Source organism: Flavobacterium stagni (genome assembly GCF_004122105.1).
In the GTDB taxonomy this organism is placed as follows: domain Bacteria; phylum Bacteroidota; class Bacteroidia; order Flavobacteriales; family Flavobacteriaceae; genus Flavobacterium; species Flavobacterium stagni.
In genome coordinates this window covers 311094-327239 of sequence record NZ_SBKN01000003.1, presented here as the reverse complement: position 1 = coordinate 327239, position 16146 = coordinate 311094, and the positions used below count along the sequence as shown (strand labels likewise).

Sequence of the window (16146 nt, the reverse complement as noted above, 5' to 3'; positions counted from 1 at the left end):
TTTTTTGCCAAAAATAACTAAAACGTCAAACTTCCAGCCAATTCTTTTAAGCTGATTTCGTAAATCTTAGTTTGATACAAGGCATTGCTGTAACGTACTTTGGCTTCAATAAATCCTTGTTGCGCGGTGCGAAATTCAACCGGAGTAATGGTGCCAATCTTGAATTTAGCCAACGTGATGTCCAAATTTTGTTCGGCTATCGATACGTTTTTCGCTTCCATTTCCACCAATTTCTTGTTGGAAAGATAACTCGCAAAAGCGCTTTGCAACTGACTTTCCAACAATAACTCTTGCTGTTTTATAGTGATTTCAGCATTGGTTACTTGAAGTTTGGCTATCTTTTCGTTTCGACTAATCTGACTTCCTTGAAAGATAGGAACAGAAGCCGAGAAACCATACGTTAAGCCCCGACTTTGCGACTGGGTGATGAAACCCAACGAAGCTTCTGTGCGGCCAATGGTATAGCCTGTATTTACTTTTACAGTAGGATAGCGCCCTGCTTTGACTTGCTTCAATTGCAATTCGGCTATGTTCTTATTCAAGACTTGGGCCTGCAGTTGCGGATTTTGTGACTTGGCTAAGTTTTTTAAATCGTCTAAAACCAATCGATCATCCACTTCTAAAGCATTTAAAACACTAAATTCCAAAGCTACATCCCGAGCTAATAAGGTGTTTAATTGAATCTGTGAAGCTTTAAATTGTTCTTTTTGTTGGATCAACAAACTCTCATCCGTATTCAAATCCACTTGCGCATTTAAAACTTCCAATTTGGCCGCTTTTCCAATACTGTAGCGGTTTTGTGCCGTTTGTAACCGTTCTTTAGAGATGACAATCGTGGTATCCAATGCCTTGATTTGTTGTTGCTGTTGCACCAAATCATAATAGGCGAGGTACACCGCACTAATTTTAGATAAAATAGCACTCTTTAATTCGGCCTGACCCTGTTGCTCCAATTTATTTAATTGTTCTTTGCGAGCAAACATTTTTAAACCGTCAAATACGGTCCAATCTAACGAAACACCATAATTCAAATTCAAGTTTTTGGCACCATTCAATGTGCGTTCTGTACCGCCTTGAACTTGGGTCGTATTGGTTCTCGAATTGGTGTCGGTAATATTGGCCGAAACATTGGGTAACATCCCTGCATTTCCGATATAATTATTGGTTTCGTCAATTTTTAAATTGTTCTTGGCCAATTGAATATCAAAATTATTCTCAAGTGCTATTTTAATAGCCTCTTCTAAGGTTAAAAGTTGTTGCGCCGAACTCAGTTGAAGTCCGAACAACACAAATAAAAAGACCGTATATCGTTGCATAATTAATCGACTAAGTTATCAAATTCGGGTCGGTGCTTGCGCGCTTTGGACCACATTAAATAGATGGCAGGAATTACAAAAAGGGTGAGGAGTAAAGAGAATAATGTTCCCCCTACAATGACAACTCCCATCCCGATGCGACTCGTTGACGCAGCGCCTAAGGACATTGCAATCGGTAATGCTCCCAAGGCAATCGCCAAACTCGTCATCAGAATGGGACGCAAACGCGCTTCTGAAGCTTCTACAATAGCTTCGTATTTGGTGTGCCCTTGTTCCCGCAACTGATTCGCAAATTCGACGATCAAAATACCATTCTTGGTCACCAATCCAATCAACATTACGGTACCAATCTGACTGAAAATATTCCACGTTTGGCCAAATAACCAAAGTGACAATAAGGCTCCGGCTACCGCCATGGGCACGGTTAGAATGATAATGAACGGATCGATAAAACTTTCAAATTGGGCAGCTAGAATCAAATAGATGAGTAATAATGCCAAACCAAAGGCAAAAGACGTATTCGAACTACTTTCGGTAAAGTCACGGGACTCGCCACTTAAATCGGTAGTAAACGAATCATCGAGGACTTTCTTACCAATCGCATTCATCGCTTCAATGCCGTCGCCGATACTTTTACCTGGGGCTAAACCAGCCGAAACTGTTGCCGACATGTAGCGATTGTTGTGGTACAATTGGGGCGGATTACTTTGTTCTTCCACTTGCACCAAATTGTCCATTTGAATCAGTTCCCCTTTGTTATTTTTCACAAACATCGAGGTCAAATCCAACGGATCGTCGCGATCTTTATCATCAAATTGGCCAATCACTTGGTATTGTTTGCCATTGCGCATGAAATAACCGAAACGTTGACCACTCAATGAAAGTTGCAGCGTTTGCGCCACATCAATCACGGAAACTCCTAAACTCTCTGCCTTCTCTCGATCTATCGAAATATTCAATTCGGGTTTGTTGAATTTCAAATTCACATCCACAATCGAGAAGGTAGGATCTTTAGTAGCTTCTTCCATAAACTGCGGAATCTTTTCACGCAATTTTTCAAACGATTGAGCCTGAATCACATATTGAATGGGTAGCCCACCGCGGCGGTTCACCGAAATCGTAGGTTGTTCGGATACGGTTACTTTTGCATCCGTATATTTTTTGGTCCATTTGCTTAAATTATCGGCAATTTCTTTCTGACTCTTTTGACGTTTTTCGGGATCAACCAAAGCCAAGCGCACCCTTCCCGTATTTACCGCTGAAGTAAAGAAGGAAGGCGAAGTCACGATCAATCCCACTTTTTTCTCGGGAATCGAATCGTTGATCATCTTAGAAATATCTTGCATCAATTGATCCGTGTAATCGTAGGTTGCACCCTCAGGGGTCGTAATTCCCATGATGACCAGATTGCGATCGTCATACGGAGCGGTTTCTTTTTTGAGAATTGTAAAAAATAAAACAATCAATCCGATACAAGCTGCCAGAATGGGGAAACTCAGCCATTTTTTACGCAGAAATCCTTGCAGTGCCTCTGCATAGCCTTTGTTGAGACTCACAAAATAGGGTTCAGTAAACTCGTAAAAACGACTTGGTTTATGTCCGCCTTCTTTCATCAAGTAGGCATTCAACATAGGCGTTAAGGTCAGCGATACAAAGGCTGAGACCAGTACGGCCGCTCCAATGACGACCCCAAATTCTCGGAACAAACGTCCGACAAATCCTTCCAAAAAGATAATCGGTAAAAATACCGCTGCCAACGTAATGGAAATGGAGATTACCGCAAAGAAGATTTCGTTCGAACCTTTAATTGCAGCTTCAATAGGGGACATGCCTTCTTCGACTTTCTTGAAGATGTTTTCAGTAACTACAATTCCGTCATCCACCACTAATCCTGTAGCCAATACAATCGCCAATAAGGTTAACACGTTCACTGAAAATCCACACAAATACATGATGAAAAAGGTGGCAATCAACGATACCGGAATATCCAACAACGGACGGAAGGCAATCGACCAATCGCGGAAGAACAAATAGATGATTAAAATTACAAGAAGTATAGAAATCAATAAAGTTTCTGCCACTTCTGTCACTGATTTTTTAATGAATAAGGTATTGTCCAACGCTACATTCAAGTGGATGTCTTTCGGTAAATCCTTTTCAAATTGAGCGTATTGTTTGTAAAATTGATCGGCTATGTCCAAGTAATTGGTTCCCGGTTGCGGAATAATCGCCAATCCCAACATCGGTTTCCCGGATTCGGTCAATTGGGATTCCAACACTTGCGGAGCTAATTCGGCCCGACCGATATCGCTAAAACGAATGGTTTTGCCTTCTCCCGCTAAAACAATAATGTTGTTGAATTCTTCTTCATCCGATAAATTCCCCATGGTACGTACCGTGAGTTCGGTGTTTTTTCCTGTAATTTTCCCGGAGGGCAATTCTACATTTTGTTTGTCCAAGGCGGTCATCACATCTTTTACGGTCAATCCGTAAGAAGTCATTTTTACAGGATCCAACCACAATCGCATCGCATACCGTTTTTGTCCCCAAACTTGGACGCTACTTACTCCCGAAATGGTTTGCAAACGTTCGGCCAACACATTTTCCGCATAATCACTCAAGTCCATTACATTGCGGGTATCGCTTTGAACTGTCATGGTGATGATGGGCTCTGAATCGGCATCGGCCTTAGAAACTACAGGTGGTGCATCGATATCTTGTGGCAAGGAACGCACGGCTTGGGATACTTTGTCCCGAACATCATTGGCGGCTTCTTCTAGATTTTTTTCTAATTTGAATTCGACATTGATGGTACTCGAACCTTGGGCTGAGTTGGACGAAATATTCCGAATACCGTCAACGGAGTTAATCGCTTTCTCCAGCGGTTCGGTAATTTGTTGTTCGATAATGTCTGAATTGGCACCTGTATAATTGGTTTGAACCGTAATCACGGCTGGGTCAATTGACGGGAATTCACGCACTCCCAAATAGGAGTAACCCAAAATTCCGAAGAGAATAATGAGCAAATTGACCACGATGGTAAACACGGGTCGCTTGATACTTAACGTAGAGAGACTCATAGTTTACTTGGTTTGTAATTTAACAGTAATATCGGCGTCGTCTTTGAGTGCCATCACACCCGAAACTAAAAGAGTGTCGCCCGCTTTTAATCCCGAAGTCACCACTACATCTTTCCCTGTACGGGTTAAGGTTTCAATCAGCACCGATTTGGCTTTGCCGTTTTGAGCGATGTAAACTTTTTTCCCGTCTTTCACAGGAATTACGACTTCTGACGGAATCAAAATCGCGTCCGGAATGTTCTTTAAAGGCAATTGTACATTGGCAAACGTTCCCGGTATCAAGGTGCCGTTCGCATTGTCGGCATAAGCGCGAACGCGTAAAGTGCGCGTTGTTGCTTCAATAGCGGGTTCGATCGCATAAATCTTCGCCGTGTAGGTTTTGGATTCATTCGCAACGGTAAATTGGAGCGTTCCATTTTTGGTGATTTCCGTGGCATATTTTTCAGGAAGTGAAAATGTAATTTTCAACGGATTGGTGTTCACCAAATTGGCAATTGCCGTAGCAGGTGTCACATACGTTCCAGGTGAAATATTACGCAAACCAATCGTTCCCGAAAAGGGAGCTTTGATGGAAGTTTTTCCAATTTGTACCTGAATCAATTGCTTTTGTGCTTTGGCTGTGCGGTAATCGGCACTGGCAATGTCGTATTCTTCTTGACTAATGGCTTCTTTTTTCAATAAAAGTTTGGCCCGTCGTTCATTTTCAGAGGCTAAATTCTCTTTGGTAATTGCTTGAAGTAACTGCGCACGCAATTCGGAGTCGTTGACTTTTACCAAAACTTGACCTTTAGTCACGCGAGCACCTTCTATGAATAGGATTTTCTCGGCGATACCCGAAACTTCGGGATGAATAGCCACTTCTTCATTGGCCTCTAGCGAACCCGATAAGGAAATGGTATTGGAGAAGTTTTGCGGTTCGACAATCCGTGCTTCAGCAGTAATAGGTGGTTTCTTGTCGCCTTGCGCTCCTGCTTTTGGATCCTTTTCGCTATTTTTTGAAATACGATAAACGACCAAAGCACCCAGTGCCACGGCTAAGACAAGAAAAAAAAGAGTTTTGGATTTCATCTATAAATGGTATTGTAGATTAGGAATCACAAAACTACGGCTTCCCATGTAGATAGGCGGAAACCTTAATTTTTATTTAACACATGTAGGTACAAATGTTGAGTTTATAAAAAAATAGCTAAAGTATTGGTGCCAATTCAGATTTTTCTAAGTTCTAAATTTTTACTATTCATCTAATTTGTAATTGGGAATGGAAATCGATTTTACAAAGAGTAATCCGTCATACGTCTCTGAATAGATTTTTCTGACCAATATTTTATGAAGAGGATTTGGTTGGTAACCACCTGCTGCAATCAATAATTGTTTCGCTTCTTTTTCAAAGAAATCAGAAGGTTCATTTTGGATTGCATTTTCTAAATCAATGAAATAAATGTTTTTATCAACAGACATTAATGTTTTAGCGTAAGTACCTGAAAAGGGTACTTCTATCGTATACGTTTTCCAATAATTCCCCTTTTTTTCATCAATAACATAACCATTGATTTTACCGGTTCCAAAATCAAACCCTACACTATAATAATCCTCTTTAAAATAATCTTTTAAATGGCGTCCGAGGTTAATAATGTTGCTGCCCGAATAATACATTTCCGTATTGCTGATATGATCATTATGAGCCCAAAGGAATGCTTTACCATTTTCCGACTCATTCTCGATGATATATTTTACGTTTTCAAACATTTTTAAATCACGGAATTGGGTACCGGTAGGATATTTTTCTCCGACCAAAGCCGCATATTCCACATAGCTAATCAAATAGTTTATACTTCTAATTGCTTTTCGTACTTCTAATTGTTCTTTTTTTGATTGTGCTAAAAGCTGTTTAAATTCATTTAATTTAGGAATTTGTTTTTGCCACCAAGCATCTTTTTTACTAAAGTCAATGGATTTATTGGCACAACTATCTATCGATTTCAACAAATTCTCGTCAATACTTATTTTGTTATCCGTAACAAATTTTCGTAGTTCGAGATTAATTAGAACGCCACTTTTTGGGTCCATACCATAAAAACGGATTTGTGCATCCAATGGTTTACCTATGTTATAGTCCCTCATCCATTTCAAAAGATTCACGATTTCTTGGGTATACCAAAATCCCGTTTTAAAATTATTTGCTATCGTTTTGATGTCTCCTTTGCCACCACTAATCCATTCATTGATACCTGATTCGGCTTGATAGGACTCTTCCATGATGAAAACTCTCAATCCATGATTTACTACCAAATACTTGAAAAACTTAGCTTTTAAATCAAAAAAATCTTTTGTATTATGAGATGCTTCACCAAACCCATAGATTTTTGCATTGGTAAATTTTTGAGGTTCCCTTTGTTTAAAAATGACTAATTCAGTAGTAGGGTTTGCATCTTCTATCGCTATAGAATTTGTATTTAGCCATTCTAATGTTTCTTTTTTCTGTGCATAAAGACCTATTGAAAATAAATAACTGAAAACTAGGAGATTTTTTTTAAACATTCGGATAAAAAATGAAGGAGAAAGAATATTGAATTGCATATGTATTATTTCACAAAAAAAAGAAAATAGTTGAAATAGTAGTCTGTTTTTTAAAACATCGTTCGTTTCTATGTTGTAATTTCAAAAAGTGTTTCAAATTTCTGCATTAATTTTTTACGCTGAAATTTTAAGGTAAGTCGCATTAATAGGGAAATAATCAATAAAAATAGATTGAAAATGATGTAGACAATTGTCGGTGGTTTAAGAGAAAAATAGAAAAGTGAATTTAACAAAAAGAATATAATATATGGAAAATAGGTTAGGTAGGCAATTCTTAATCTACCATTAGGGAGTAGGCTGTAGTTTATTAATAATTGATTTTCCATTAGATGATATGATCCTTTAATGAAGTAATAATTCGGTGTAAAATTGGTGTTTTTGGTGAGTTCAAATGTTGTAGAGTCATATTTACCATAAAAGCATTTGGAATTAGTACCAAAAATGGAAAAAAATCCCCAAGGAATGTGATGTTTAGGCGAACCAAACTTAAGGTTGGCTTCTAATCTATCTCTAAATTCAACTAAGGTTAAGTTTGATTTCATTTAAAATGATGTAGTATAAATGAGCAAAATTTAAAAAAAGTGAAGTTTCTAATAGGAGCTTAACCCAATTTAATTTGATACTGAGTTTCACGGCTAGCCAACTGTGGCGATCAAAGCAAAACGATTTTTTCTTACTAAGATAAACGTTTTTTGCTTTGCACCGTTCGCTTCGCTCGGGTCGTGTAAATCAAACGCCAAACTGTACTTACCAGCCATAGCGGCTAGCGGCTGTTAGCGGTCGTTGTTTTATCTATTAAAACTTTTGGTAATTTGAATTCCAATACTTTTTAATAAATTCCCATTTTTCATCAAACCTTGGAACATTTTTTATATAAGGCAGGTTTTCAATCAACTTCCGATTTGTTTCTTTGTTACCAGAAATTTTATAAACCTCAATGATTTGTGGATTTTCTTTTATTTCATAATCGCAACCTTTTCCGTAAATATGTCCGACATGGACTGTTTTAAAATCCTTGATATAAAACAAATCACTAACCCAATTTAAATCTGCACAGCCAGCTCTTTGATATGAATAGTAAAAGTTAGGATTTGTCGTTAACTGTGTTGATTCTGGAAATCTTTCAAAACCTTCAACCTTTTTAAAGCTATTGTTTATTTTATCAAAAAGATATAAGTAATAAGTGAAATTATTTCCCATATAAACTAACATAATATCTTTGTTCCCATCGTTGTTAAAATCAGGAAATTCTATATTAGCAAGGCCATCAGAATCGAGTGTTTCAGTCATTATTGTTTTAGAATTTCTTTTAATAGTCAATTTAACTTTACTAGAATTAATTTCTCTTTTGTTAATATTGAATTTCTTCTTGTTAATTACAAAAGTCGTATCAGAATTATGAATTTGAGCAACAAGACTTACTCCGAAAAGTAAAAATGTAAGTAATAATTTTTTTTTCATTTATGAAGATTTTCTTGTTTGCACTATCAACAATGACTGCTAATTAATTGCTAAAATACCTCTAGCATTTGTTTCATATTTTTTTACCATTCAATTTGAATGTTGACTTTTCCACCTAAGCCTTTTTCAACAATTTCATACAACGTTTTAAGTGTTAGATTACTTCCATTATTTTCTATTCTAGAGATGTATTCTCTCTTTTTATCAATCAATTCACCTAGTTCGGTTTGTGTCAATTGCTTTTCCTCTCGTGCTTTTTTCAAAAGTAACCCAATTTTAAAACCTTGAAAATCTCTTTCAAGTTCGTCACGACGTTCTGTTCCAGTTTCACCGTATACATTGTTTTTTATTGCTGTCCAGCTCTTCGTTCCCATGGTTATTTGTATTTTTCTGAATACTATTTTGCCATTAGAGTCCTTTAAGATTCTAGTTAGTTGATAAATAAATATATTATAAATCCCCTCAACTAATATAATTCCAAATATTCTTCTTCCGACTCAATTCAAAGAAGATCTGTTTCAACGTTTGGTGCTGGGGTTGCTCCATCGCCGGATCGCTTTTTAACAAACGGATGGCATAACTTCGCGCCAATTGCAAGATGTCTTTGTCTTTGACCAAATCGGCAATTTGTAGATTCAACACCCCGCTTTGTTGTGTGCCCATAATGTCACCTGGACCCCGTAATTTCAAATCCACTTCTGCGATTTCAAATCCGTCGTTGGTCGCACACATGGTTTCCAAACGGGTTTTGCTCTCCTGACTCAGTTTATGTCCGGTCATCAAAATACAATAACTCTGTTCGGCGCCCCGACCCACACGTCCGCGCAATTGGTGCAATTGCGACAAACCAAACCGCTCAGCACTTTCAATCACCATCACCGAGGCATTTGGCACGTTTACACCCACTTCAATCACCGTGGTTGCGACCATGATTTGTGTTTTACCTTCAATAAAGCGCTTCATTTCGGCCTCTTTATCTGCCGGTTTCATTTTACCATGCACGATCGAAAGCGCATACTGGGGCAGCGGAAAGTCCCGAGAAATGCTTTCATAGCCGTCCATCAAATCCTTGTAATCCATTTTTTCACTTTCTTGAATCAACGGATACACAATATAGACTTGCCGTCCTTTGGCAATCTCATCTTTTAAAAACTTCCAAACCTTCAAGCGATTGTTGTCATAACGATGTACCGTTTGTATCGGTTTTCGTCCCGCCGGTAATTCATCAATCACCGAAATGTCCAAATCACCATACAAACTCATCGCCAACGTTCGCGGTATCGGCGTGGCTGTCATGACCAACACATGCGGCGGAATATCGTTCTTTTTCCACAACTTACTGCGTTGCTCGACACCAAATTTATGCTGCTCGTCAATCACCGCGAGTCCGAGGTTGGCAAACTTCACTTTGTCTTCTAATAAAGCATGGGTGCCGATCAATACATCCACCTGACCTTCTTCCAATTGCTCGTGAATGATTTTTCGATCGGCGGTTTTGGTCGAACCCGTGAGTAGTTGTATGTTCAAATTGCTGTTTTTCGCCAATTCCATGATGCCGTTGTAGTGTTGGATGGCAAGAATTTCTGTGGGCGCCATCAAACAACTCTGGTAGCCGTTGTCTTTGGCCAATAAAATCGACATCAACGCTACAATCGTTTTTCCCGAACCCACATCGCCTTGCAGCAAGCGGTTCATTTGCGCATTGCTACCCAAGTCGTTCCGAATTTCTTTGATCACCCGCTTCTGGGCATTGGTCAGCGGAAAGGGGAGATGTTGGGTATAAAATGTATTGAAGGTTTCACCTACCTGCGTAAACGGCATGCCTTTGATTTTGTGCTTGCGAACCAAATTCTTGGTAATCAATTGCAATTGGATGAAAAAGAGTTCTTCAAACTTTAACCGAAATTGGGCTTTGAGTAACAGGTCCTGACTCTTCGGGAAATGGATGTTAAACAGCGCCTCGTTTTTCGGGATGAGTTTGAGTTCGTCCAACAAATAGGCGGGAAGGGTTTCCCCAAAATTGGTACCTGTCTCAATAAACAACTGCTGCATCATTTTCACCACTGCCCGATTGGAAATGCCTTTGTTGGCAAGTTTTTCCGTGCTTGGATAGACGGGTTGCATGGCCGAACGCAGACTCGCTTTGTGCTCTTCCAACAGTTCCATCTCTGGATGTGCCATTGAAAACGTCGCACCGTATTGGTTGATTTTGCCAAAAACAACATAGGTCGTATTGAGCTTCAAACTCTCGCGAATCCATTTGTGCCCTTGGAACCACACCAATTCCATCTCACCTGTATCATCGATAAAAGTGGCGACCAACCGACTCTTGGTTTTACCCATTTGTACGGTTTTGATATGGATAATGCGACCCACCACTTGTACTTCAGCGTTACTGTTGACCAATTCGTTGATCTTGTAATAGCGGGTGCGGTCGATATGGCGGTTGGGAAACAATTGCAACAAATCACCGTACTTGTGAATTTCTAACTCGCTACGAAGCAATGCGCCCCGCTGGGGACCCACACCTTTGAGGAATTCGATTGGCGTTTCAAGTACGTTGGACATACAAATAAAAATGAAAGGCTAAGATACTTCAAAAACCCGAATTTTGAAATCTTCCGTTATCTTTGTGAAAAGCTTTTTCTCATGCGAATTCGAATCGGTTACCTCCTTTTTTTATACTCCTGCATTACTTGGGCGCAAACGCTACCAAAGGTTGATTTTATAGCCTTGAACGCCACAGTACTGCCCAATTTTGAGAAAAAAGACGTGAACGGACATTGTCATTTTGTATTCAAAGTGAACGCACCTACGGATACAATTCGAATCGATGCCAAAGCCATGCGCTTTAGTGGTATACTTATCAATGGAAAAGCCGTCGAATACAAAAATAATGGTAAGGAATTGCTCCTGTATACCGGATTCAAAAAAGGGAAAAACCAATTGGATTTTGACTATTATGCCCAACCCAAACAGGCGCTGTATTACATTGGAACGGCTCAAAATTATCAAATATGGACGCAAGGTCAAGGGCGTTACACCAGCCATTGGTTGCCCAGTTTTGATGATGTGAATGAAAAGCTGACGTTTTCCATTAGTGTGACAACCCTTGAAAATGAAGAAGCTACAAGAACTTCATTAACAGCCATCAGCAATGGTGAATTGGTGCAGAAAGAAACCTTTCGCGCCATTCAAGCGGGTAAAATCTATACAACTTGGAACTACCAAATGAAAAAACCGATGGCGTCTTATTTGGTGATGTTGGCCATTGGGGAATTTGTTTTTCAAACCCATCACAGTGCTACTGGGATTCCATTGGAACGCTATATCCAACCCAAAGATGCGACCAAAATGGACTACACCTACATGCATTCCGATCGTATTTTTGATTTTTTAGAAAAAGAAATAGGGGTTAAATATCCTTGGAAAATCTACCGTCAAGTTCCGGTGCGCGACTTTTTATACGCAGGTATGGAAAACACCACATCCACAATATTTGATCAAGATTTTGTAGTGGATTCTATTGCGAACAACGACCGCAATTACGTCAATGTGAATGCCCACGAATTGGCGCACCATTGGTTTGGCGATTTGATTACGGCTAAGTCAGGTAAGCACCATTGGCTGCAGGAAGGATTCGCTACTTATTATGCCTTATTGGCTGAAAAAGAAATCTTTGGCGACGATTACTTCTACCAACAATTGTATAGTTATGCCAACCGAATTAAGGTGGCAGCCAAGTCGGATACCATCCCCGTAATGAACGAAAAAGCCAGTTCGTTGTCCTTCTACCAAAAAGGTGCCTTGGCCTTGCATTACCTTCGCGATCAAATCGGAAAGAGGGCATTTGACAAAACCGTGAAAGCCTATTTGAAACACTACCAATATACAAATGTAGAGACGGCTGATTTCTTAGCGTTTGTGCGAAAGTATGCCGACTTTGATACCGAAACGTTCCAAAAAACCTGGTTGGAAAGTGCGGCTTACCCCGAGAAAGAAATTAATGCTTGTCTGCAAAAAAGTGCCTTCATTCAAGAGTTGATTGCTTTGCAAAAGGACCGTTCCAAACCTTTACGTGATAAGTTAGATCAATTCCGCCAACTCCTACAATCCCAGAAGTTCTGGCCGTTGAAGTCGGAAGTAATCTACCAACTCAAAAACGAACCCTTTGAAGAATCTGAACCACTCTACCGCTTGGCGCTGCAACAAGGCGATATCAAGGTGGTGAAGACGGTGAGCGAACTCTTAACCAAAGTCCCTGCTTCGTTTCAAGCGGAGTACGAACAATTGCTTTCAGTAGCCTCGTATGAAGTGCGCGCCAATGCTTTTTTAAATCTGTTGCATTCCTTTCCTGAAGAAAAGGAACGTTATTTTGAAATCGTAAAAGATTGGCAAGGTGCGAATGATAAGGAAGTGCGCATCCTTGTATTAACCGCTTACCTCAATGCAATGCCTGAAACAGCGCCGTTGTATTCTATTTATAAAAACGAATTAATTGGCTATACCGGACCCGATTACGAAAGTGTGACACGTATCCCTGCCTTTCAAAATGCGCTGACTTCCTTTCCGGAAGATGTCCAACTCTTGAAGAACTTAGTCAATGCCACCCACCATCCCAAGTGGCAAATGGTGAAATACGGTCGGGACATGATTCGGAAGTATGTGAAAACGGAGAAATACCGAATATTATTCAATCAAATTTTACCCGATCTCAGCCCGGAAGAACAAGCCGAATTAAAGCGGTTGATGCAATCGTAGCGATCATTGGACAGTGATCGCCGTGCAGTTGTCACTGATCATCATCAGGGTGTAAATGTGGAAAGGGTTTAAGAGTGTAACAATCCACGTGAATGGACGCCCATTTTCAAATCTTCAAATCTTTTCATTTTCAAATCAAGTGTAAGAGTGTAACAATCCACGTGAATCGAAGCCAATTTTCAAATCTTCAAATTTTCTCATTTTAAAATGAATTAGAAATCGTGTTCTAAAGTCCAACTAATGAGGCTAATGGATTAGTACTTTACAAATTAATTATCGGCGGCGGCGGTGGCGGTACTGGGGAAAGGTTTCCCCAAAAAGTAACCGGAGTTGTGGACTTATGAAATGGCTTTGAAGCACAAAAGGCTTTTAGACGATCTCCAAATTGTTGCAATTCAGGGGTGAGTCGTTTTCCTTTGACACAAGCCATGTCCGTACTTTTTGCATGTCTAGCAATGAAAAAATACGTTGGGGTATCAGCGTAGATATTGATTTCTTTTGAGCGGTACCGGTGTAAGGGAAACCGATTAATCATTTGGGTTAAACTATCTTTCTCATCAGAAGAAAGGACATGATAGTAGCATCCGGTTGAATCCTCAGACTGTTCAATCTTTTGATAAACCGTATCTTTTCCGTCATATTTTAAGGCAATACAATGCGGTTCATTGTAATTCATGAAATAGAATTCCTTGAATTTCGGTTGCACTTCTGTAGGAAAGGTACACGAAGTCAATAGAAAGCCAAAAGCAATGGATATACTAAAACGCAACATTTCAATTAGTTTGTATGATAAAGTAGTTCAATACAAATGCAATCAATACGTCTGAAGATTTGATGCTACAATTTTCTAGCATGATTATTTCTTCTAATTCAAATTCTATTGACCCGTGAATGTCAAAAAAACACTTACTTCTTCATGAATTTTCGATCCAAAACACCATAGTTCGTTTGAAAAACAATACTGTACATCCCTACAGGCAAAGTAGATACATCAAGAGTTAGTAGCGTTTCATTCGAAGTGAGTTGTCGAATGAGCTGGCCCAAACTGTTGTAGATTTTTATTGATTCTACTTGCATAGTTGCAGGGATTGCAATCGAAAGATTACTTGTCGTTGGGTTGGGATAAACAACAATTCTCTTATCGATAGCCGCAACTTCGGGTGTCCCAAGTTCGATGAAACTAGCCGTTAGATTCAGCGTAAACGTATTATCCGTTGGCGTATCATCAATGGCAGGGGTTTGAATAGTTGTAGTATAAGTGATCAAGTCACCTTCATTTACAGGAGGGCTTGACATAGGGGTGTTTAATTGTAAATCAACCAGGATAATGCGCGACTCAAACGGCTTTAAATCAGTGAAACTCCAGTGTAACGCATTGGCGGACTGACTCGAAATTGCCGGAGTGGCATTCACAAAATCCATAATGTTATCGTTGTAATTTAATGTAACAATTCCTGACTGAGTTTGGTTTCCTTGGTTGGTATAAATGATTTTATAGGTTCTTGTGAAACCGGGTAACACCGTATTGTAACCATTAAGATTGATAAATTGTATTTTTAAATCGGGATGAACACCATTGGGTGTCACGCAGAAGTTTTGGGTAAACGAACTTCCTTGTGAAGGGAAATTAACCGATACACTAGTGGGCGTAATAGTAAAATAAGACGGATTGGCAAGTTGGGGTTGCAAGGTGTAGGTACCGTTTTGTACCGCATAATTGAGCTGTCCATTCGTTGAACAATAAATAGTTGTAGCCGTTGTTCCGTTTGAAAAGGCTATTGATAGATCGGGATAAGCTAAATCCGATGCGTCACAACCATCATTCGCTTCATCAAATTGAATTGCACCTTGTAGCGTTGCAAAACTTTCGGTAGGGATGTAAGAGCATAAGGCGTTGACATAGCAGTTTGAATAACCGTATTGGGTGATTTTATCTTGTAGCATCAGCACCTGAAAATCGTCTCCACACACATAACGAAGCGTCGAATTATTTGAAAAATCAACACTATTGGCTAATTCACTGGAAGTATTTTTCAGATTTAAGGTTACCAAAAGGTTGTTGTAACAATTGATTAAACGCAATAGGGATTGGTTGGAAAGATCCAAGGCGCTTATTTGATTATCATTACAATGCAAATTGCGTAAATTAGGGAGCGAACTCACATCCAGTTGTGTCAAAAGATTTTGTCCACAATGAAGGGTATGTAAACTGGGTAAATTACTCACGATTAATGAAGTCATTGCATTGTTGTTGCACGTAAAATTGGTCAGGTTATTAAGGTTGGAAACCGTGAGCTGGGCTATGGAATTGTTATGTGCATTAAAACCTACCAAATTAGGAAATGGAGAAAGATTAAGAGTCGAAATACTGTTATAGGCACAGTTAAGTTGTTGTAGGTTGGTAAAATATTCCAAGCCAGTAAGATCAGAAATCCCTGAATTAAACAGGTCTAAAGTGTGTACCATCAACGCTTCACTGACCTCAATTTCATTATTGTTGTTAGAGTCAATTTTAATCGAAGTTCCGTTGTAAAAGGCGGTGCCATTTCCAGGCTGTGCCGATAAAAGTTGTGTCTTAAAGTTAATGTCTGGAAAATTGATAATTTGGGAATGCGAAAAAGTAATCAATAATAATGAAGCGAAAACGTAAAGATTTTTTCTCATGGTAACGATTTTAAAAATAGAACTCGGTGAATAATAAATGTATTTAGTTTAAAAAAGAGTAGCATTTTTCCATCAAATAGAAATATACCTCACAATCGCAACCAAATAGAAGACTAAAGTACAACAAACATTTTAAATTCATTGTTAAATTTTAGTGATATAAAGTGATTGCCTTTTTAAAAAATGCTGAAGTTAGTAAAGACTTTAGAGAGGTATTGATATGCGCATTAGTAAATTATTGCCTGCAGAATAAATGTTGGGTTTCCAATTTTCAAAATGGATCAAAT

General features: G+C 39.1%; 11 protein-coding genes. 1 reads left to right on the top strand and 10 read right to left on the bottom strand.

Annotation, left to right across the window (positions count from 1 at the left end; all coding sequences use genetic code 11):
- Positions 1–17: 17 nt before the first annotated feature.
- The 8 genes from EQG61_RS07465 to recG form a co-directional block, all read right to left on the bottom strand.
- Positions 18–1316 carry a TolC family protein gene (locus tag EQG61_RS07465; RefSeq protein ID WP_129461295.1) on the bottom strand — a complete coding sequence of 433 codons (1299 nt, stop codon included), beginning with the start codon at positions 1314–1316 and terminating at the stop codon, positions 18–20.
- A 2-nt stretch (positions 1317–1318) separates the two neighbouring features.
- The gene (locus EQG61_RS07460) at positions 1319–4396 is read right to left on the bottom strand and encodes an efflux RND transporter permease subunit (protein ID WP_129461294.1); all 3078 of its coding nucleotides are present in this window, start codon (positions 4394–4396) and stop codon (positions 1319–1321) included.
- A 3-nt stretch (positions 4397–4399) separates the two neighbouring features.
- A complete protein-coding gene (locus tag EQG61_RS07455) occupies positions 4400–5464 on the bottom strand; it encodes an efflux RND transporter periplasmic adaptor subunit (RefSeq protein ID WP_129461293.1) in 1065 nt (354 codons plus the stop codon).
- Positions 5465–5629: 165 nt separating this feature from the next.
- Positions 5630–6934 carry an erythromycin esterase family protein gene (locus EQG61_RS07450; protein WP_129461292.1) on the bottom strand — a complete coding sequence of 435 codons (1305 nt, stop codon included), beginning with the start codon at positions 6932–6934 and terminating at the stop codon, positions 5630–5632.
- A 107-nt stretch (positions 6935–7041) separates the two neighbouring features.
- Positions 7042–7515: a hypothetical protein gene (locus EQG61_RS13760; protein WP_164974906.1), complete on the bottom strand. Its 474-nt coding sequence runs from the start codon at positions 7513–7515 to the stop codon at positions 7042–7044.
- A 253-nt stretch (positions 7516–7768) separates the two neighbouring features.
- Positions 7769–8434, bottom strand: coding sequence for a hypothetical protein (locus tag EQG61_RS07445; protein ID WP_129461291.1), 666 nt, complete (start codon positions 8432–8434; stop codon positions 7769–7771).
- An 83-nt stretch (positions 8435–8517) separates the two neighbouring features.
- Positions 8518–8808, bottom strand: coding sequence for a helix-turn-helix domain-containing protein (locus EQG61_RS07440; protein WP_129461290.1), 291 nt, complete (start codon positions 8806–8808; stop codon positions 8518–8520).
- Positions 8809–8896: 88 nt separating this feature from the next.
- Positions 8897–11002 (bottom strand): ATP-dependent DNA helicase RecG, encoded by a 2106-nt coding sequence (gene recG, locus EQG61_RS07435; protein WP_129461289.1) that lies wholly within the window; start codon positions 11000–11002, stop codon positions 8897–8899.
- An 81-nt stretch (positions 11003–11083) separates the two neighbouring features.
- Here recG and EQG61_RS07430 point away from each other — a divergent pair, with 81 nt between their 5' ends.
- Positions 11084–13195, top strand: coding sequence for a M1 family metallopeptidase (locus EQG61_RS07430; protein ID WP_235829041.1), 2112 nt, complete (start codon positions 11084–11086; stop codon positions 13193–13195).
- A gap of 262 nt (positions 13196–13457) precedes the next feature.
- Here EQG61_RS07430 and EQG61_RS07425 read toward each other — a convergent pair whose 3' ends face one another.
- Together EQG61_RS07425 and EQG61_RS07420 are read right to left on the bottom strand one after the other, a co-directional pair.
- Positions 13458–13967 (bottom strand): hypothetical protein, encoded by a 510-nt coding sequence (locus tag EQG61_RS07425; protein ID WP_129461288.1) that lies wholly within the window; start codon positions 13965–13967, stop codon positions 13458–13460.
- 134 nt (positions 13968–14101) lie between these two features.
- Positions 14102–15859 (bottom strand): T9SS type A sorting domain-containing protein, encoded by a 1758-nt coding sequence (locus EQG61_RS07420; protein ID WP_129461287.1) that lies wholly within the window; start codon positions 15857–15859, stop codon positions 14102–14104.
- Between the last annotated feature and the right edge of the window lie 287 nt (positions 15860–16146).